Source organism: Williamsia sterculiae, from assembly GCF_900156495.1.
Taxonomy (GTDB): Bacteria; Actinomycetota; Actinomycetes; order Mycobacteriales; family Mycobacteriaceae; genus Williamsia_B; species Williamsia_B sterculiae.
The window spans coordinates 239,498-256,846 of sequence record NZ_FTNT01000005.1; the positions used below are offsets into that span (position 1 = coordinate 239,498).

At 67.6% G+C, this 17,349-nt stretch carries 20 protein-coding genes; 5 read left to right on the plus strand and 15 right to left on the minus strand.

Annotated elements, in window-relative coordinates; translation table 11 throughout:
* Positions 1-2: 2 nt before the first annotated feature.
* Positions 3-758, plus strand: coding sequence for a DUF2127 domain-containing protein (locus BW971_RS10635; RefSeq protein WP_076479313.1), 756 nt, complete (start codon positions 3-5; stop codon positions 756-758).
* 13 nt (positions 759-771) lie between these two features.
* Here the strand turns inward: BW971_RS10635 and BW971_RS10640 are convergent, their stop codons facing one another.
* From BW971_RS10640 to BW971_RS10690, 11 genes are all read right to left on the minus strand, one after another.
* Positions 772-2,073 (minus strand): alpha-amylase family glycosyl hydrolase, encoded by a 1,302-nt coding sequence (locus BW971_RS10640; protein WP_076479315.1) that lies wholly within the window; start codon positions 2,071-2,073, stop codon positions 772-774.
* A gap of 121 nt (positions 2,074-2,194) precedes the next feature.
* A complete protein-coding gene (locus BW971_RS10645; RefSeq protein WP_076479317.1) occupies positions 2,195-3,181 on the minus strand; it encodes an amidohydrolase family protein in 987 nt (328 codons plus the stop codon).
* Positions 3,171-4,241, minus strand: a complete 1,071-nt coding sequence (locus BW971_RS10650; protein WP_200799407.1) for an amidohydrolase family protein — start codon at positions 4,239-4,241, stop codon at positions 3,171-3,173. Before BW971_RS10650 ends, BW971_RS10645 begins: the two co-directional genes overlap by 11 nt.
* 17 nt (positions 4,242-4,258) lie before the next feature.
* On the minus strand, positions 4,259-5,182 hold the full coding sequence (locus BW971_RS10655; protein ID WP_327201114.1) for an aldo/keto reductase: 924 nt from the start codon (positions 5,180-5,182) through the stop codon (positions 4,259-4,261).
* 45 nt (positions 5,183-5,227) lie between these two features.
* Positions 5,228-6,562, minus strand: a complete 1,335-nt coding sequence (locus BW971_RS10660; protein ID WP_076479321.1) for an NAD(P)H-binding protein — start codon at positions 6,560-6,562, stop codon at positions 5,228-5,230.
* 30 nt (positions 6,563-6,592) lie between these two features.
* The gene (locus BW971_RS10665; RefSeq protein ID WP_083709695.1) at positions 6,593-7,411 is read right to left on the minus strand and encodes a sulfite exporter TauE/SafE family protein; all 819 of its coding nucleotides are present in this window, start codon (positions 7,409-7,411) and stop codon (positions 6,593-6,595) included.
* Entirely contained in the window at positions 7,341-7,832 is a 492-nt protein-coding gene (locus BW971_RS10670) for a DUF5709 domain-containing protein (RefSeq protein ID WP_076479322.1), read from the minus strand. The genes BW971_RS10665 and BW971_RS10670 overlap by 71 nt, the downstream gene beginning before the upstream one ends.
* A gap of 22 nt (positions 7,833-7,854) precedes the next feature.
* Positions 7,855-9,372 carry a gamma-glutamyltransferase gene (locus BW971_RS10675; protein ID WP_076479324.1) on the minus strand — a complete coding sequence of 506 codons (1,518 nt, stop codon included), beginning with the start codon at positions 9,370-9,372 and terminating at the stop codon, positions 7,855-7,857.
* Positions 9,369-9,845: an NUDIX hydrolase gene (locus BW971_RS10680; RefSeq protein ID WP_076479326.1), complete on the minus strand. Its 477-nt coding sequence runs from the start codon at positions 9,843-9,845 to the stop codon at positions 9,369-9,371. Before BW971_RS10680 ends, BW971_RS10675 begins: the two co-directional genes overlap by 4 nt.
* Complete coding sequence (locus BW971_RS10685) at positions 9,832-10,488, minus strand: GyrI-like domain-containing protein (RefSeq protein WP_076479328.1); 657 nt, start codon at positions 10,486-10,488, stop codon at positions 9,832-9,834. The genes BW971_RS10680 and BW971_RS10685 overlap by 14 nt, the downstream gene beginning before the upstream one ends.
* On the minus strand, positions 10,485-11,459 hold the full coding sequence (locus BW971_RS10690; protein WP_234974346.1) for a GlxA family transcriptional regulator: 975 nt from the start codon (positions 11,457-11,459) through the stop codon (positions 10,485-10,487). Before BW971_RS10690 ends, BW971_RS10685 begins: the two co-directional genes overlap by 4 nt.
* 70 nt (positions 11,460-11,529) lie before the next feature.
* Here BW971_RS10690 and BW971_RS10695 point away from each other — a divergent pair, with 70 nt between their 5' ends.
* Both BW971_RS10695 and BW971_RS10700 read left to right on the plus strand, forming a co-directional pair.
* Positions 11,530-12,855 (plus strand): MFS transporter, encoded by a 1,326-nt coding sequence (locus tag BW971_RS10695; RefSeq protein WP_076479427.1) that lies wholly within the window; start codon positions 11,530-11,532, stop codon positions 12,853-12,855.
* 196 nt (positions 12,856-13,051) lie between these two features.
* A complete protein-coding gene (locus BW971_RS10700; RefSeq protein WP_407701212.1) occupies positions 13,052-14,035 on the plus strand; it encodes an alpha/beta hydrolase in 984 nt (327 codons plus the stop codon).
* Between the two features lie 88 nt (positions 14,036-14,123).
* Here BW971_RS10700 and BW971_RS21680 read toward each other — a convergent pair whose 3' ends face one another.
* Entirely contained in the window at positions 14,124-14,273 is a 150-nt protein-coding gene (locus BW971_RS21680) for a hypothetical protein (RefSeq protein WP_200799408.1), read from the minus strand.
* A 153-nt stretch (positions 14,274-14,426) separates the two neighbouring features.
* Between BW971_RS21680 and BW971_RS10705 the strand changes: the two genes are divergently transcribed.
* Positions 14,427-14,792, plus strand: a complete 366-nt coding sequence (locus BW971_RS10705) for a VOC family protein (protein WP_076479334.1) — start codon at positions 14,427-14,429, stop codon at positions 14,790-14,792.
* Between the two features lie 5 nt (positions 14,793-14,797).
* Here the strand turns inward: BW971_RS10705 and BW971_RS10710 are convergent, their stop codons facing one another.
* Positions 14,798-15,004, minus strand: coding sequence for a hypothetical protein (locus BW971_RS10710; RefSeq protein ID WP_076479336.1), 207 nt, complete (start codon positions 15,002-15,004; stop codon positions 14,798-14,800).
* Between the two features lie 168 nt (positions 15,005-15,172).
* On the opposite strand from BW971_RS10710, the gene BW971_RS10715 reads away from it, so the two are divergent.
* Complete coding sequence (locus tag BW971_RS10715) at positions 15,173-15,715, plus strand: DapH/DapD/GlmU-related protein (RefSeq protein ID WP_076479338.1); 543 nt, start codon at positions 15,173-15,175, stop codon at positions 15,713-15,715.
* On the opposite strand, the gene BW971_RS10720 is transcribed toward BW971_RS10715, so the two are convergent.
* Both BW971_RS10720 and BW971_RS21685 read right to left on the minus strand, forming a co-directional pair.
* Positions 15,716-16,999 (minus strand): aspartate aminotransferase family protein, encoded by a 1,284-nt coding sequence (locus BW971_RS10720; RefSeq protein ID WP_076479429.1) that lies wholly within the window; start codon positions 16,997-16,999, stop codon positions 15,716-15,718.
* Between the two features lie 201 nt (positions 17,000-17,200).
* Positions 17,201-17,347, minus strand: coding sequence for a hypothetical protein (locus BW971_RS21685; RefSeq protein ID WP_200799409.1), 147 nt, complete (start codon positions 17,345-17,347; stop codon positions 17,201-17,203).
* Positions 17,348-17,349: the final 2 nt, after the last annotated feature.

Below are 17,349 nucleotides of genomic sequence, written 5' to 3' on the forward strand. Positions count from 1 at the left end.
GGATGGACTGGGCGCTGCGGTCGTGTGGTTGGCACGGACATGAGACGTACAACCCGGACGAGGACGATCTACGGCAGCGGCTGCGGGTGGAGACGGTCGCGGGGGAAGCATGGCGTTGTCTTCGGTGTGACGACTTCGTTCCCGGTCCCCCGCGCCGGTCCGGGCCCACCGCCGACGCCCCCGAGGTCCCCCGCGGACGGATGCTGCGTGACCGGGTGATCATGCGGATCCTGGCCGTGGAACGACTGTTCCGTGCGGTGTTCCTGGCCCTGGCGTCCGTCGCGGTGTTTCGGTTCAGCGGCGACCGGAGCAAGGTGCACGACGCCTTCGACAACGAACTGCCCTTGCTGCGCCCGCTGGCCTCGCAGATCGGCTGGAACATCGACGATTCGAAGTTGGTCCGTCTGATGGAGCGGTCGTTCACCCTGTCGCACACGGCGTTGATCTGGATCGGCGTGGCGATCGCCGCGCTCGCGGTGTCCCAGGTGGTCGAAGCGGTGGGTTTGTGGTCGATGCAACGGTGGGGTGAGTACTTCGCGGTGGTGGTCACCAGCTTGTTCCTGCCGCTGGAGGTGTACGAACTCAGCGAGAAGGTGACCGCGCTGAAGGTGGTGCTGCTCGCAGTGAACATCGCCGCTGTGGTGTGGCTGATCTGGAGCAAGCACTTGTTCGGCGTGCGCGGTGGTGGCGCGGCCTATCGGGCGGAACACCACGCAGAGAGTCGGCTGACCGTGGAACGAGCCGCCGTCTCGTCCTGATCGTGCGCCGCTCTCAGCCGATGATGGCCCAACTGTGCGGAGGCAGAACCAGATCATCGTCACGGGGTACGTCGTCGGAAGCGAGGGTGACCTCGGCAGCAGCGACACCGCATCCGTGCGGGTCGTCGCCGACGTTGAGGTAGAGGGTGATCTCGGTGTCGTCGCTGCGGCTGATCAACCGCATGGTGGTGTTGGTGACATCGACGGTCTCGGTCGTCGCTCGGTGCAGCCACGGGTGACGGCGGCGGAATCCGATGAGCTGCTGCAGCTCTCGGTAGGTGTCCCAGCCGTAAGGGGCCAACTCGTCGGGTGACGACGGGAATGCGGGCCGGACGGCGTCGTCGCCACCGAGCCGCTCGGTCTTCTCACCGCGGAAACGTTGCTCGTCCCCGTAGTAGACGCTCGGCAGGCCCGCCAGGCAGAAGAGCAGCGCGTAAGCGATGGCGACGTCGCGGTCGTCGGTGAGGACGGAAGCCAGCCGCGTCACGTCGTGGTTGCCGACGAAGGTCTGCGGTACGAATGCACGGGTGAACTCGTCGTGCCGGGAAATCGCCCACGACAGCTCGAAGAGGTTCTGATCGTTGAGCGAGCTCCACGTCGCCTTCCACAGCTCGTACTGGGTCACCGAGTCGACTCCCGATGCCTCCACGAAGGCGGCGTAGTCGCCGTGGATGACCTCGCCGAAGACGTAGGCGTCGGGGAATTCTCGGCGGACCGGTTCGAGCACCGAGCGCCAGAAGTGGTCGGGGACCAGATAGGCGGCATCGAGACGCCAGCCGTCGGCCCCCCTGCCCAACCAGTGCATCATCACCGTCGACACGTGCCCGATCACCGCCGGGTTCTGATGGTTCAGCGCGATGAGATCGGTGTGCCCCTCGAAGGTGCGGAAGGCGGGACCGCCGGATCGCCCTTCTCGAGCCGGATCCTGTTCGACGAACCACCCGCGGGCATCGGGGTCGGTCTGTGCACGCGCGAACAACTCCGACTGGTCCGAGACGTGGTTGAACACCCCGTCGAGGATGATGTGCAGCCCGCGGTCGCGGCAGGCGCCGACCAGCTCGTCGAAGGCGGCGTCACCGCCGAGGCGGGGGTCGACGTGGAAATGATCGATGGTGTCGTAACCATGGGTCGCGGAGGTGAAGATCGGGCCGAGCAGTAGTCCGGAGACGCCCAGTTCGGCGGCGTAGTCAAGCCAACCGATCAGGGCCCGCAGGTCGCCGACGGCACCATCACGGTCACCGCGGATGTCCACTCCGGTGAACCCCAGCGGGTAGATTTGCCACCAGATCGCGTGGTCGATCCATTCCCGGCCCATCAATCCATCCTGCCGTAGGCGGGTCCGTGGAGTCGAGTACCCCGCCGCCGACGTCGGAGCTGTGGCCACCGGACGCGTTACCGACTGTTGCCCGACGCATGGGGTTGCACCATAGACGATGTCAGAGCCGTGGCGGCAGCCCTCGTTCAGCTTCATTGCGGAGCAACCGTCGCGCGTTGGCCGCGGTGACGTCCACCCAGCTCCGGCCGCTCGGGCCGGTGTGCGTCCGCATCTGGACGAGGTGATCGTCCACCAGCGGCGAAGGGGTCCAGCAGGAGTCGCTCCCGTACAGGATGTGACGTTCGCCGACGATCTCGACGAGATGGCGTAGCGCGCGTGGAAACGGGGTTCCGGCAGTGTCGAACCAGAGCCGCCCCATCGCGTCTCTCCAGTCGTCTCCGGTTGGTCCGGGTGCAGCGAAACCGTCGAGGAACAACGAAATTCGGTCATGCAATGCGGGCAGCACCGCGCCTGAATGGGGAACGATGACACGCAGGCCGGGATGTCGGGTGAGCACCCCGGACAGGACCAGATCGGCGACTGATCTCGTGCTGTCGAACATGAACTCCAGCATGGGACGTGGCCGACCCAGTCCCGTCTGATCCGCGGCCGGGGGTGATGTGGGATGTATGAGAACCAGGGCATCACGTGCCTCGATTGCCGCCCACAATGGTTCAAGGGCCTGGTCGCCGAGGTACTGACCATGCGCGTTGGACTCCACGATGACGCCGAGTGCACCGGAAAGACCCAGGGCACGGTCGGCCTCCGAGACCGCTGCGTCGACGTCGGGCAGAGGAATGGAGGCCAGGAAGCCGAGGCGCTGAGGATGCGACCGACAATGGTGAGAGGCGATGTCGTTGACCAGCCGGGCCAGGTCCGCGGCGGCATCGTCGTCACCGAAGTGCACACCGGGCGACGAGATGGACAGTAGCGCGAAACCGACGTCGCGTCTGTCCATGTCGGCGACGTGCGTGTCCAGTGACCAATCCGGCCATCCCGGCATACCGTCGGGCCGGCTGATGCCTGCGCCGGTCGCGGCGGCCACGTACTCGTCGGTGAGAAAATGCGCATGGACGTCGACGAGCTGATGGTCGGCGTCAGGCGACACGTTCGCCTGCGATCCATACGCCGACGATGTGCCTCGTCATGGTGATGTCTGCACTCGGATCACCGTCGATGAGGACCAGGTCGGCCCGTCGTCCGGCCTTGATCTCGCCTCGGTCTTCGAGCCCGAAGTGGCGGGCAGGCAGGGCGGTGGCCGAGGCGATTGCGTCGAGCGGTGTCCACTCCGCGTCGGTCAGCAGTTCCAGTTCGTGGTGCAGTGATGTGCCGAGTGGTATCGCGAAGGGTACGCCTGACGACTCCACCGCGTCGGTGCCGGCGAGGATGGGGACACCTGCCTCTCGCAGCGCACGTACCGATGCACGAGAGCGGTCGTAACCCGCAGCATCGTCACTCAGGATCTCCGACACACCGAGGGTGGGGATGGCAACCCGTCCGGTGTCGGCCAGACACCGGGTGATCGTCGGGTCGACAGCCTGGTCGCGTGGCACGTGGGTGACGACGTCCGCACCACATTCGACCGCCAGTCGGAACGCCCCGATATTGGCGGCGTGGGCAACCACCCGCCGACCTGCTCGATGTGCGGCAGTGACGACCGCGGCGGCGACCGCGGGTGATGGGCCGCCACCTCCGGGCGCTTCCAGGACCACCTTGATGAAATCGGAGCCGTCGTCGAGGCGTCGCGTCACCTGCTCGGGTACCTGGTCGACGTCGGTGACGATGGCGTGGTCGGCCGTCACGAAATGCGAGTGCGGGCCATCCGGACCAATGAAAGGTACACCTGCACTGATGATTTGCGTGGTTCGAGGGCGGCCGCGAAGCGAGTTGGTGAACTCGGGCGGCCAGGAGGCCATGTCGAACGCGGTGGTGACACCGTGCGTGGCGAGTCTGTGCAAATCCTCCGGACGGCTGAGATGTAGGTGCGCGTCGATGAGGCCGGGAAGTAACGTGCCTCCAGCAGCATCGATGGTCTCCGTGGCCGTCGTCGACGAGCTGTCGTCATCGTGTCCGTCGCCGACGCGGTCGATGAGCCCGTGAGCAACCGTCAACGTGCTCGGTCGGGTGAGCTTGTTGTTGATGAAGAGTCGGGCATTGACTATGCGCAAGGTGATCGACCGCTCTGTCAGACGGGGAGTGTGGACGTGGTGAAGGTGACGCTGTTCAGTTCGGCCATCAGTTCGGAGTCGAGCACGATCGCTCCGACGTCCACGTTCTCTCGTAGATGCTTAGGGTCGGCGGTGCCGGGGATCAGCAACGTGTTGGGCGAGTTCGCCAGTTGCCACGCCAACCCGATCTGCTGTGGCGTTCGACCCAGTCGCTCGGCCACGGTCCGCACGGTGGGATCGTCCATCACTCTGGGAAGGTTCGCATAACCGCCCCCTCCGAGCGGGAAGTATGGCGTCCACGCGATCTGATGCCGTTCGCAGAGGTCCAACAGGGGTTGGGAGCTGCGCTCCAGCACATTGTAGATGTTCTGAACGCCTGCTATGTCGGCCGACAGCGAGCTCGTCAACTGCGCACAGGTGACGTGACTGAGTCCGATGGCGCGGATGTGTCCGGTGTCGCGGAGTCGAACGAGTTCGCTCAATTGGTCATCGAGGTCGACGATCTGATCGGAGGCGGCGATGACACCGGGGGCGTAGTCCATCCGGCGCAGGTAGACCAGGTCGAGGTGATCGACGCCGAGGCTGGTCAGGTTGGCCTCTACCGCTTCACGCAGTTGCCGTGGGTGTTGCGCAGCCTCGGGCGCCGGTGATGATGTCGGGGGCCGTGCACCCACCTTCGTAGCGATGAACACTGGCGACTGCTGCGTGACGAATGCGTCTCGCAACAGCGAGTTGGCGAGACCGTCGCCGTAGAACTGAGCGGTGTCGAAGTGTCGGACGCCGAGGTCGAAGGCGTGCCTCAGCAACGCCACTGCGCTCTGCCGCTCGTGCTCGGACCTCACGTGACGTGCCAATCGGCCGAGCCCATAACCGATCCTGGGAAGCGCTCGGTCATCAAGGGTGAACCGGCTGAAGGGCGATGAGCGGTACGCCATGACCATCACTCCTACTCGTCGCTCTCGTTGTGCCGATCGCTTGACCGCCGGTCAGCGGTGGAACGGGTCGGCCGGTGGGAAACGCAGCGTGCGCAACGGGGTTCCCACCTTCCAGAACAGCAGTCCGACGAGTCCACGGGGGTAGAACTGGGTTCTGGTGGACAGCCAGGTGCCGTGCGACTCGGAAGTTGCTGAGACCAGACGGTATTCGATGAACGCCGTCCCCGGTGCGACGCGGTCGGAACGCAACCGTAGGCGATGCGGCGGATCGGATTCCACCACCTCCCAGCTGCCCGGCTCGTGGAGTAGTCGGGCCCACACCGTGTCCGGGTCGTCGGCGAGTTGCTCGGTGCGCATCCGCTCGAAGGTGGTCTCACCCGCCCACTCGGGATCGGTCGGCAACGGTTCGTAGGCGGGTACGTCGGCCGACGCATTCGACCAGTCGTCGGTGTCGTCGCCGTCGCGCACCCGCTGCAGCGTCTGCGCCAACGCATCCCGGTATGACGTCAACCCCCCGTCGGGACGGTCGATGATGGTGTCGATGTCGCGATCGCGGCACACCGCATCGCATTCCAGCGACTCGATCAACGGTCCGGCGATACCGCCGCGAATGGGGGTCACGGTCCGCACCCACCGGCTCGCGACGGTGGGTGTCAGCCACGGCAGAACGATCATCCGGCGCCGGGGGAGTCCGGCCACCTCGGCGTACGTGTGCATCATGTCGCCGTATTCGAGAACGTCGGGGCCGCCGATATCCCACGTCCGGTTCTCGGATACCGGTGCGGTGGCCGCCTCGACCAGGTAATGCAGAGCGTCGGCGACCGCGATCGGCTGAATCTCGTTGTGCACCCATCGTGGAGTGGTCATCACCGGGAGCCGTTCGGTGAGATGGCGGATCAGTTCGAATGAGGCCGAACCGGATCCGATGAGCACCCCGGCCTGCAGCGCGATCGTCTCGACCCCGGATCCGAGCAGGATGTCGCCGACCTCGGCCCGCGACGCCAGGTGTTCGGACAGGTCGGCGCCCTCGGGGTGCAATCCGCCGAGGTACACCAGGCGGGACACCCCGGCCTCACGCGCGGCGGTGGCGACGTTGTGGGCGGATTGCCTCTCCTCCTCGGCGAAGTCGGCGGCACCGCTCATCGAGTGCACCAGGTGATACACGACGTCGACGTCGGCGAAAGCGGCACGCAGCGAGTCGCGATCACTCAGATCGCCCTTCGCCACCTCGGCGCGGTCATCGGCGAGCCAGGGTGCCTCGTCCAGCTTCGACGGGGTGCGGGCCAGGGCTCGCACCCGGTGCCCGCGGGCCAGCAGTCGCGGGGCGAGTCGGCCGCCGACGTATCCGGTGGCACCGGTGACCAGACAGCGGCGAGAAGTCGTCATCGGTTCAGCCTACGCACGCGGGCGGGCGGCTCAGCGCGCCCAGAGCCACGCGGCCAGCCCGAAACCCGCCAATGCCACCCCGATCCGCAACGGACGTTCGGGAAGGTGGGCGACCACGGGAGGGCCGGTGCGACCGCCGAGCAGGCATCCGACCGCCATCGCGGCCGCGGCGGGCCAGTCGACAGGTCCGGTCAGGGCGAACCAGACCGCGGCCACCAGATTGGCCACCCCCAGCATCAACGACTTCAGAATCGAGGCCCGCCAGAGGGGTTCGGCGGTGCACATCAGCGTCGCGGCCAGGAACACCACACCGGCGCCGGCGCCGAAATACCCGCCGTAGACCGCGATCAGCAGCAACGCGATCGCATAGATCCCGGGGAACTCCCGGCCACCGGCCAACCGACGCAGGGTCGGTTGGGCCAGCAGGGCCAGACACGCCAGCACGATGAGGGCGGGAACCGCGGCGGCGAAGCTGTCCGGAGAGGTGTTGAGCAGCAGTGCCGCGCCGATGGCACCACCGACCGCGGACAGCAGCACCCACCACCAGAGACGCCGACCATGGTGCAGCACCGACTTGCCCGCACCCGCGGTGCTGCCGATGCCGACCGCCACCAGCGACACCGTGTTGGTGACGTTCGCCGCGACCGGTGGCAGCCCGACGGCGAGCAGAGCCGGATAGGAGACGAGTGAGGCCAGTCCGGTGACGTAACCGATCAACCCGGCGAAGTACCCGGCGACGACCAGCAGGACGGCCTCGACGACGGTGTGCAGCGGAGGTTCAGCCCTCGTCGACGACGTGGACCGCCGCCTCCTCGGCGCTCGCCGCTCCACCGTCGATACCGGCGTCATCGGCGAGTTGTTCGTGCTCGAGGTGTCGCTGCCCCTCCTCGGGGTCGATCAACCGTCCAGCCCGGGTGCCACCGACCTCGTCGTTCTCGGGGAATTCGGGATCGCTGTCGGCCTCGTCGGACCGCCAGTCCTCGCCGGACGAACCGGGCTCGTCGTCCAGGTCGAAGGAGACCTGCGCCGCGGGGTCCGGTTCCTCCTCGGCCAGGTACTGGTCGATGGTCTCGCCCTGGCGTTGCTCCTCGGCGGTCAATCCGTACTGCGAGGTCGCGCTGGGCGCGCGGTCCGGCGGTGTATACCCCTCGTCGAGGAAGTCGTCGACACCGCGATCGATCAGGGTGTCCTCTTCGGTGAGCTGATCGTCCTGGTCGAGCGAGTACTCGCCGTCGGAACCCTCGGGTGTGCTCTCGATGTCGTCTTTCATGTCCTCAAAGGTGCCACGTCCATCAACCGCCGACCACATCGATCCGCGTGGCTCCGTCGCGACGGGGATCGGTGGCCGCCTCCACCGTGGCGTCGGGATGCAGCAGTGCGGCGATCACCCCGCCGTAATACATCGTCGGGTACGCCTCCCGCATCACCTGTTCATCCGCGCGACCGGCGTGGTGCACGTGCAGCCGGGGGTGGTCGATGGCAGCCTGCACCGTCATGCCCCCGTTGACGAATCCGGCGATGACCTGTGCGAGCGCGGTCGCGATCCGGTCCGCGCCCGGCGACCCGATGGCCAGCATCGCGCCGATGTCCCGCCGCGGGCCGCCCACTCGTCCATCACCTGCCTTCCGGCCGACCGTCGGGGCCATGTTGGACAGCAACCGCCGACCCGGCACGAGTCCGTGCAGTCCGTGGGGGTTCAACTCCTGCTCGCCGAGGCAGTTGTTCAGCCAGATGCCGGTGTCCCGGGCGATGAGTCCGGACCCGTAGCCCGACGACATCGTCAACGAACACGCGGTGCCGTCGGTGTCGACGGTGGACACCTGGACCGTGGAGCCGGAGCCGGGGAACAGGCCACCGCCTCCGGCCAGCAGAGCCAGGTAGTCGGTCGCCGCCCGGTGAAGATCCCCGGCGGGCTCCAGCATGTCGCGCCGGTATCCGAGCACCGACCGTTGCACGTCCACCAGACGATCCACATCGGCAACGTCCCAGCGACCGTCGCGCGGGCGGTCGCCGAGCAGCGCGAGCATGGCCGCCACTCCGACCCCACCGACAGATGGTGGCGGGTTGGTACCCAGGGTCCAATCACCCGACGAGACCGTCAGCGACGGTCTGACCACCGGGCGGTACGCGGCGAGGTCGTCGACACCGAGCAGCCCGCCGCGGGCGACGATGTCGTCGGCGACGGCGATACCGAGGTCTCCTGTGTACATCTCGTCGGGACCACGGGTGCCGATCCGACGCAGGCTGTCGGCCAGTTCCGGGATGCGGATCGGCGTGTCGTCCGGACCGGACAGCAGTCGTCGGCTCGCGTCGTCGACGCCGTAGATCACGTCGCGGACATATCCGAGATAGAACCGCGAGGCGGAGCCGAGGGAGAAGCCGTCGGTGGCGACGTCGATGGCCGGCTCGAACAGCGCCTCCCAGGCAGCCGCCCCCCAGCGCCGGTGGGCCTCACCGAACGCCGCGACGGCGCCGTGGGTGGCCACCGAACCGGGGCCGACGGTGATCTGGAGGCCACCGCCGTATTCGGTGTCCACGTCGGTGGTGCCGGTGCCGAACCGATGTCGATGCGACCTGCCGGGCATGTCGACCCAGCCGTCGATGCTCATCGGGGGTGCACCGTCGGCGGTCTGCACCGTGATGAAGGCGCCCGCACTCGGCGAGACGATGCCGATCTCGTTGACCATGGTCACCGCGGCGGCGGCCAGCGCGGCATCGACGGCGTTGCCACCGGAACGGACGACTGCCGCACCGGCGTCGGCCGCGGCGTCCGTCGGTGCACCGATGGCGACTCGCCGGCGCCCGGTCACCGGCCGCCGAACTCGAATCGCGCGGTGACCGGATCGTCGACCGCGGACTGGATCCGCGCCCGCATCTCGTCGGACATCGGCGGCAGGGCATCGAGCGGGAACCACCGTGCGTCGACGCTCTCGTCGTCGGATACGACCGGTTCACCGGAGCGCCACGTCATCCGGAAGCACAGGTCGAGGTACTGGCTGACGTCGCCGTTGGGGTAGGTCACCACCTCGGTGACGTGCACCCACACCAGCTTCTCCGGGGTCGCGTGCACACCGGCCTCCTCGAGGACCTCGCGACCGGCCGAGTCGGCGGGTTCCTCACCGGGGTCGATGATGCCGGTGACGGGGGTCCACTCCCGGTTGTCGGCGCGTTGCACCAGCAGCACCTCGCCGTCGCGCAGGACCACCGCGGTCACGCCGGACAACCACAACGGGTCGTGACCGATCTTGCTGCGCAGCGACAGGACGAAGTCAGGAGTGGGCACGAGTGCCGATTGTATGCCGGGTCACCGGTTGACGGAGGATCGTGCGCAGCCGGTCCGGGCGGGCCCGGCGCGGGTCGCCGAGGTAGATCTCGTGATGGGTACCGGTCAGGGCCAGACCCTCGCCAGGGATGAACTCGTCGTGCATCGCGCGTAGCACCGGCCCCTCGTCGTCGTAGGGGCCCACATGCAGCGTCTGCACACACAGTCCCTCGTCGAGGGACTGCACCCGCAGTCGGTCCAGCGCTGGCGCGCCGCCCTTACCCGCAACCGTGGCGCGGGCTCGTTCGACGTCGGCGTCGGTGAGCCACTGCGGGACCAGGCTGAGCAGCGTCCACGTCCAGCGGGACTTGTCGCGGGAGTCGGTGAACGTGTCCATGTCGTCGGACCACCACAAACCCTCGAGCGGCGGGACGACGTAGTCGTGGCCGAGTTCGCGCCTGCTCGCGAACTTCAACGTGTAGGCGACGGGATAGATGGTGCTCACCGCCTCCTGGTAGGCGCGTGCGGTGTTCGGGTCACCATGGCCATCGACCATCAGGTAGCGCATCGGCGGCACGGTGAGCACGACGAACACACCGCGACGGGCTCGGTAGCTGTCGATCTCTTCGGTGAGCGCGGTCTTGCCGCTGGGGCCCACGGTCATGTCGGCGTCCCGGAGAACGTGCGACGGTAGGCCGACGGCGACATCCCGATGCCGCGGCGCAGATGATGGCGCAGGCTGTCGGCGCTGCCGAGTCCCGACGACTCGGCCACGGCGTCGATGGACAGGTCACCGGATTCCAGGAGTTCGCGGGCGCGGTCGAGGCGGCGGTTACGCACCCACGTGCCGGGTGCCTCGCCGGTCTCGGCGCGGAACCGTCGGTTGAACGTACGGGCGCTCATCCGCGCGTGAGCGGCGAGCTGCGCCACCGATAGTGGTTCGGTCAGATTGCCCAGCGCCCACTGGCGGGTGGCGGTGGTGGTCTGGTCGGCCGCCTCGGGAACCGCGCGGTCAATGAACTGCGCCTGGCCGCCCTCTCGCCACGGCGGCACCACGCACATCCGGGCCACGTGGTTGGCCACCGCGGTGCCGTGGTCGCGCCGGACGATGTGCAGGCACAGGTCGATACCGGCGGCGAGACCGGCCGAGGTGAGCACGTCGCCCTCGTCGATGAACAGCACCGACTCGTCGAGGTCGACATTCGGGTATAGCCCGCGGAAGTCGTCGGCGTAGGCCCAGTGGGTGGTCGCGCGCAGACCGTCCAGGCGGCCGGACGCGGCGAGGACGAAGGCGCCGGTGCAGATCGAGACCATCCGGGTGGTCGGGCGGATGGTGTCGAAGACCGCGGCCAGGTCGGGTCCGAGTACCCCGTCGCGGCGGCTGGGCACGTGGCGGGTGCCGGGGATGATCACGGTGTCCGCCGTGGCCACCAGATCCGGTCCACCCTGCGCGACGAGTCGATAGCCGTTGGTCGTGGTCACCGGCGAATCGTCCAGGGCGCAGGTCAGCACCTCGTAGAGCGGCGCGCCGTCGGCTGAGGTGGCTTCCCCGAAGATCATCGACGGGATCGTCGCATCGAAGCCGATGGTGTCGGGCAGCAGCACGACGACCACCCGGTGCGACGTGTTGGGCATGGCACGATCTTCACACATTATGGCAATCGTGCCAATGGTGCGCGTGGCGTCGATCTCCGATGCTGGTGACATGACCACGCTGAACCGTTCTGCGGGCCGACGAGCACCGGATGATCGTCCCGGAGCGGCGTGGCGCCCGCACTGGGCCTGGATCGTCTCCGCCGTCGCCTTCGTCGCCATCCTGGGTGCGGCGGGGTTCCGCGCGGTGCCCAGCGTGATGATGGATCCGCTGCACATGGAGTTCGGGTGGTCGCACGCGACCGTCGGCGCGGCGATGTCGGTGAACATGACGCTCTACGGGGTCACCGCTCCGTTCTCCGCGGCGTTGATGGATCGCTTCGGTGTCCGGCCGGTGCTGGCTACCGCGTTGCTGTTGATCGCAGCGGGTACCGGACTGGGCACTCTGATGACCGCGAGTTGGCAGCTGATCCTGCTGTGGGGCGTGCTGGTCGGGGTGGGGACCGGTGCGATCTCCATGGGGTTCGTGGCGACCGTCTCGACGCGGTGGTTCGTCGAGAAGCGAGGGTTGGTCACCGGTGTGCTGACCGCGGCCAGCGCGACGGGACAGCTCATCTTCCTGCCCGTCATCGCAGCGGTGACCGATGCGCACGGTTGGCGGTGGGCCTCGGTCATCGTCACGCTGGCCGCGTTGTCGGTGGTGCCGCTGGTGGCGTTGTTCATCCGCGACCACCCGCGTGACGTCGGGGTCGCCCCGTTCGGTGCGGCGGCGGTCACCGACGCCCCACCCGCCCCGGTGAGCACCTTCGCGGGCGCCTTCGGCGGCCTGGTGCGCGGCAGTCGGGTGCCCGCGTTCTGGTTGCTCGCGGGCAGCTTCGCCATCTGCGGGATGACCACCAACGGCCTGATCGGTACACACTTCATCCCCGCCGCCCACGACCACGGGATGCCGACCACGGTCGCTGCCGGACTGCTGGCCACGATCGGCGTCTTCGACGTCGCAGGCACGGTGTTCTCCGGATGGCTGACCGATCGGATCCGCCCGCAGGTCCTGTTGGTGGTCTACTACCTGGGGCGGGGCGTCTCCCTGGTCTTGCTGCCGATGCTGCTGTCGCCACACGCGAACCCCAGCACGTGGGTGTTCATCGTCTTCTACGGCTTGGACTGGGTGGCCACCGTGCCGCCGACGATCGCTGTGTGCAGGCAGTACGTGGGAGCCGCGACCCCGGTGGTGTTCGGGTGGATCTTCGCCGCCCATCAGCTGGGGGCGGCGATCGCGGCCTTCGGCGCCGGATACGTACGCGACGCGCAAGGCAGCTACACGGTGGCGTTCTACGCGGCGGCCGGGTTGTGCGTGGTGGCCGCGGTGTTCTGTGCGGCCATCCGTTCCCCACGACCCAACCGGGAAGTCGTCGCGGGGACCGCGTCGGCCGACTGACCCGAACGCGAACACTGCCGGTGCGGTATAAAGCCTGAGGGGACTGGACGAGAATTGCTGTGGGGGGCAGGACCCGTGCCGCGTGCGGGGGTGCGTAGCGGTTCACCGGGTGTTCATACCGGAATTCTGACGGTTTGTTATGCACCTGTTACTCTCCGTTGGGTCGGTCGAACGTGTGGAAAGCTGAGGACAGTTCATGGCGCTACGTACCCGGATGCCGCGGAGAGCCGCGGGGTTCAGGAATCGACTGGCGGTGGGTGCTCTGGCCCTGCTCGCCGTCGTCTCCGGTGGAGTGATCACCGGCACCGGATCGGCCTCGGCCGCACAGAATGTGGTGCAGGTCTACTCGGCCGCGATGGGTCGCAACATCCCGGTCTGGATCAGCCACGCACGGACGAACAACGCCGCGACGCTGTACCTGCTGGACGGTCTGCGGGCCCCCAACAACAACAACGGCTGGTTGATCAACACCGACGTCCGGTCGTTCTTCGCCAACAAGAACGTGAACGTGGCGATGCCGTTCGGTGGCGCCGGCTCGTTCTACTCCGACTGGGAGCAGCGTGACCCGGTGCTGGGCAAGGTGAAGTGGGAGACCTTCCTGACCAGGGAACTCCCGGCCTACATGCGCGGCCAGGGCAGCGACGGTCGACGCAACGCCATCGCCGGACTGTCGATGAGCGGTACCTCGGCATTGAACCTGACCGCCCACCACCCCGGCTTCTACCAGGCGGCGGCGTCGTACAGCGGTTACCCGATCATCGCGGCTCCCGGGTTCGCGCAGGGCATTCAGGTGGCGGTCGCCCAGGTCGGCGGAAACCCGGCGAACATGTGGGGTCCGTGGCCCGCGGGCGAGTGGGTTCGCAACGACCCGTCGCTGAACGTCGGAGCGCTGCGCGGCAAGTCCGTCTACCTCTCTGCCGGTGCGGGACTGCCCGGCGGCGGTGACGACGCGATCAACCCGGCCAGCCCGAGGTTCAATCCGACGCTGTTCGCCCAGCTGGTCCCGCTGGAGACCGCTGCAGGCATCAGTACCCGGCTGTTCGTGCCGATCGCCCAGGCGGCCGGCGTCCGGTTGACCACGCAGCTCAGCCCGGTGGGCGACCACTGGTGGCCGTACTGGCAGCGTGGACTGCATCAGTCGTGGTCCACCACCATCGCTCCGGCGCTGGGAACCAGCTGACCTCGAGCGAGCAGAACACACAGGCCCGGCGGACGATGAGTTCGCCGGGCCTGTTGCTGTCCGGGCTCGTTGCTGTCGGGGCGTGTGCTCAGGCGCCGTCAGCGGTGCCCTGTGACCCACCGACGGCGTGGTCGTGCAGGTCTCTGGGACCGTGCTGAGCGGCCTCGTACGCCGCCTCTTGTCGTTGGAGTTCGTCGGTTCGGCCGATCGCGGTCTCACCCTGATGTGGGAATGTCATGGGAGTTCCTTCGGGCTGGTGCTGCCCATCGATTGAACAACCGGTCACACCCGGGTGGCCTGAATTCGCCGGAATCAGTGGGACGAGCGATGAGTATTCGGACGCGCCAGGGTCTGTACGGATAGCGACGACAACCCGAGAGGAGCGCGACGAATGACCGTGCAGCACGTATTGGCGGTGGTACCCGTGAGCGATCTCGAGAACGCCCGCGAGTGGTACTCCCGGCTCTTCGACCGCGACCCCGACAACAACCCGATGCCGACCCTCGTCGAATGGCAGGTCCTCGCGGGGGCCTGGGTCCAGGTCTTCGTCGACCCCGAGCGGGCGGGATACGCGCAGGTCAATCTGGCCGTCGACGATCTCGACGCGGCGGTGGCCGACGTGGCTGGACGGGGTGTCGAGGTGGGGGAGACGGCTGATGCGAACAAGGGTGTGCGACTGGCACCCATCGCCGATCCGGATGGCAATGTCATCACCCTGATCGGGGGATTCCGGCCGGTCTACGACGAGGGGCGCTGAGTCGATCAGGGGGTGTTGCGTTGGCGTCCCTCATGGGGAAACAGGCGGCGGCGGATGACGAGCCACCAGGCGCCGACGACCACGAACAGGACGATGGCCAGGACCGTCAACCAGCCGGTACCCGTCCACAGGCCGAAGAACAGCGCGATGGCCGCGACGACGGTCGCGATGTATCCGATGGCCACGCCGGGCCCGAAGCGGTAGGTGTCCATGTTGCGTCTCCGCACTGTGCGCGACCACGGGAGTCGTGGCCGAGAAGTGGCTCACCCGAGATGGTATGCCGTACCGGCCCATCTCATGTCCGGAAGTCGCAGCGCGGCGCGTCCTGGTCGACGAGGGCCGACGAGAACCGCCGACGGCTGATCCGGTAGACCTCGATCATGGCCGACGACTTCCTGATGCGCATCCACAGCCCCGAATTCCGGTCCATGTCCGAACGGGTGCTGCGGGTGACCGCGCTGACCTCTCGGCTGAACGTCCTCCCCTTCGAGGACGACACCGCCAAGGCCGCGCTGTTCGGTCAGATCCTGGGTCGGCCACTGCCTGACGGCGTCACCATCTACCCGCCCTTCTACACGGACCACGGGCTCAACCTGGACCTGAGCGAGCGCGTCTTCGTCAACCAGGGCTGCACGTTCCTCGACTATGCGGGCATCCGGATCGGGAAGCGGACGATGATCGCCCCCAAGGCGACCTTCATCACCGTCGGGCACCCCGTGGACACGGCCGATCGCAAGGTGTGGCTGACCGGCGGGCCCATCGACATCGGCGAGAACGTGTGGATCGGGGCGGGAGCGACGATCCTGCCCGGTGTCACCATCGGGGCCGACGCCGTGGTCGCCGCGGGTGCGGTGGTCACCGACGACGTTCCCGCCCAGAGCCTGGTCACCGGATCCAAGGCGGTGGTCCGGCGTCGTTGGTGATCAGACCAACCCGGACTCGCCAGCAACCTCCGCGATCGCCTGATCCAGCATCGCCACACCGTCGTCGATGTCGGCGTCGGTGCTGGTCAGCGGGGGAGCGATGCGGAATATGCCACCCATCCCCTGCAGCTGGACCACGTTCATGTGCAGCCCCAGGTCGAGGCAGCGGGTCGTCACCGCGCCACCCAGTCGGTCGAGTGTCGTCGGGTCGGCAGCCGCATCGTCGGGAATCACCAATTCCACGCCCTGGAGCAGGCCACGCCCACGCACGTCACCCACCACCCCGTGCCGGCCCTGCAGTGCGCGCAGACCGGTGCGCAACCGCTCGCCGAGCTCGACGGCGCGGGTGTCGAGCCCGTCGCGTATCAGTACGTCCAGCACCGTGTTGCCCACCGCCGACACCAGTGGATCGGAGACATGTGTGGTGAAGAACAGGAACCCGGCGTCGTTGGCGGCCTCTTCGATGGCTGCAGTGGTGACCACCGCGGCCAGCGGCAGTCCGGCACCGAGCGTCTTCGACAGGGTGATGATGTCGGGGACCACGCCGTCGCGTTCGAAGGCGTACCAGTCACCGGTACGGCATAGACCCGTCTGGGCCTCGTCGAGAATCAGCAGCATCCCGCGCTCGTGACACTTGTCGCGGAGTGCGGCGAGGTAGCCGACCGGCAGGTCGACCACACCACCCGACGAGAGGATCGGTTCGACGATGCAGGCGGCCAGCGAACCGGTGGACTGGGCGTCGACGAGTGCGAACCCGTGGTCCAGCTGCCGCCGCCAGTCGAACTCTCCGTCCGCGGTGCGGAAGTCGGGGCGGAAGGAGTCAGGGGTGGGCAGCACCAGATTGCCCGGCGCGGTGGGACCATAGCCCCGTCGGCCCGCGCTGTAGGTCGCAGCTGCGGCGGCGTGTGTCATCCCGTGCCATGAGCGGGAGAACGACACCACCTCGTATCGTCCGGTCACCAGTTTGGCCATGCGGATCGCGGCCTCGTTGGACTCCGCGCCGGTGGTCAACAAGAGCGTCTTCTCCAGCGGTGCGGGCAGCGTGTCGGCGAGTCGACGGGCCAGCTCGACCACCGGTCGCGAGAGCATCCCGCTGAACGTGTGGTCGAGGGTGGCGATCTGTGACGAGACGGTGGCCACGATGTCGGGATGCGAGTGGCCGAGAATCGAACTCATCTGACCCGAGGTGAAATCGAGTAGCTCGCGACCACTGTCTGTTCGGAGGCGACTGCCCTTCGCCGACACGATGATCTCAGGCGAGAAACGCGGTCCGTACCGAACCATGTGCCGATCGACGTCCGACCAGAACGGCGCCGTCTCTGCCGTCAGCGATCGCCCGGATGCCGTGGTCTCCGAAGTTGTGCTCATCGGTCGACGGTAGGACGGGTGTGGTCGATCGGCGAGTCGACGGGGACTCGACCTACACCCCATCCCCTCGGCCACCCACCCGACGACCAACCCCTGGCCGCCTGAGTGACGGCGCGATCAGTGACTGGCGTCGAGTTCGCGGCGCTGAGCGATCACGAGCAACTCATCCCGGGCGACACCCGCGGGGAGGTTGGAGACGTGGGCATACAGGCGACGGAGGTCTCGCGCGTGGCGGCGGCCGGCACGGTACTGAGTGAACGACATGG

Coding starts and splice junctions, on each gene's coding strand:
- BW971_RS10635 (WP_076479313.1), top strand. CDS start 3: ATGGACTGGGCGCTGCGGTCGTGTGGTTGGCACGGACATGAGACGTAC.
- BW971_RS10640 (WP_076479315.1), bottom strand. CDS start 2,073: ATGGGCCGGGAATGGATCGACCACGCGATCTGGTGGCAAATCTACCCG.
- BW971_RS10655 (WP_327201114.1), bottom strand. CDS start 5,182: ATGGTCATGGCGTACCGCTCATCGCCCTTCAGCCGGTTCACCCTTGAT.
- BW971_RS10660 (WP_076479321.1), bottom strand. CDS start 6,562: ATGACGACTTCTCGCCGCTGTCTGGTCACCGGTGCCACCGGATACGTC.
- BW971_RS10665 (WP_083709695.1), bottom strand. CDS start 7,411: ATGACGCCGGTATCGACGGTGGAGCGGCGAGCGCCGAGGAGGCGGCGG.
- BW971_RS10670 (WP_076479322.1), bottom strand. CDS start 7,832: ATGAAAGACGACATCGAGAGCACACCCGAGGGTTCCGACGGCGAGTAC.
- BW971_RS10685 (WP_076479328.1), bottom strand. CDS start 10,488: ATGACCGTGGGCCCCAGCGGCAAGACCGCGCTCACCGAAGAGATCGAC.
- BW971_RS10690 (WP_234974346.1), bottom strand. CDS start 11,459: ATGCCCAACACGTCGCACCGGGTGGTCGTCGTGCTGCTGCCCGACACC.
- BW971_RS10695 (WP_076479427.1), top strand. CDS start 11,530: ATGACCACGCTGAACCGTTCTGCGGGCCGACGAGCACCGGATGATCGT.
- BW971_RS10700 (WP_407701212.1), top strand. CDS start 13,052: ATGGCGCTACGTACCCGGATGCCGCGGAGAGCCGCGGGGTTCAGGAAT.
- BW971_RS21680 (WP_200799408.1), bottom strand. CDS start 14,273: ATGACATTCCCACATCAGGGTGAGACCGCGATCGGCCGAACCGACGAA.
- BW971_RS10705 (WP_076479334.1), top strand. CDS start 14,427: ATGACCGTGCAGCACGTATTGGCGGTGGTACCCGTGAGCGATCTCGAG.
- BW971_RS10710 (WP_076479336.1), bottom strand. CDS start 15,004: ATGGACACCTACCGCTTCGGGCCCGGCGTGGCCATCGGATACATCGCG.
- BW971_RS10715 (WP_076479338.1), top strand. CDS start 15,173: ATGGCCGACGACTTCCTGATGCGCATCCACAGCCCCGAATTCCGGTCC.
- BW971_RS10720 (WP_076479429.1), bottom strand. CDS start 16,999: ATGGTTCGGTACGGACCGCGTTTCTCGCCTGAGATCATCGTGTCGGCG.
- BW971_RS21685 (WP_200799409.1), bottom strand. CDS start 17,347: ATGTCGTTCACTCAGTACCGTGCCGGCCGCCGCCACGCGCGAGACCTC.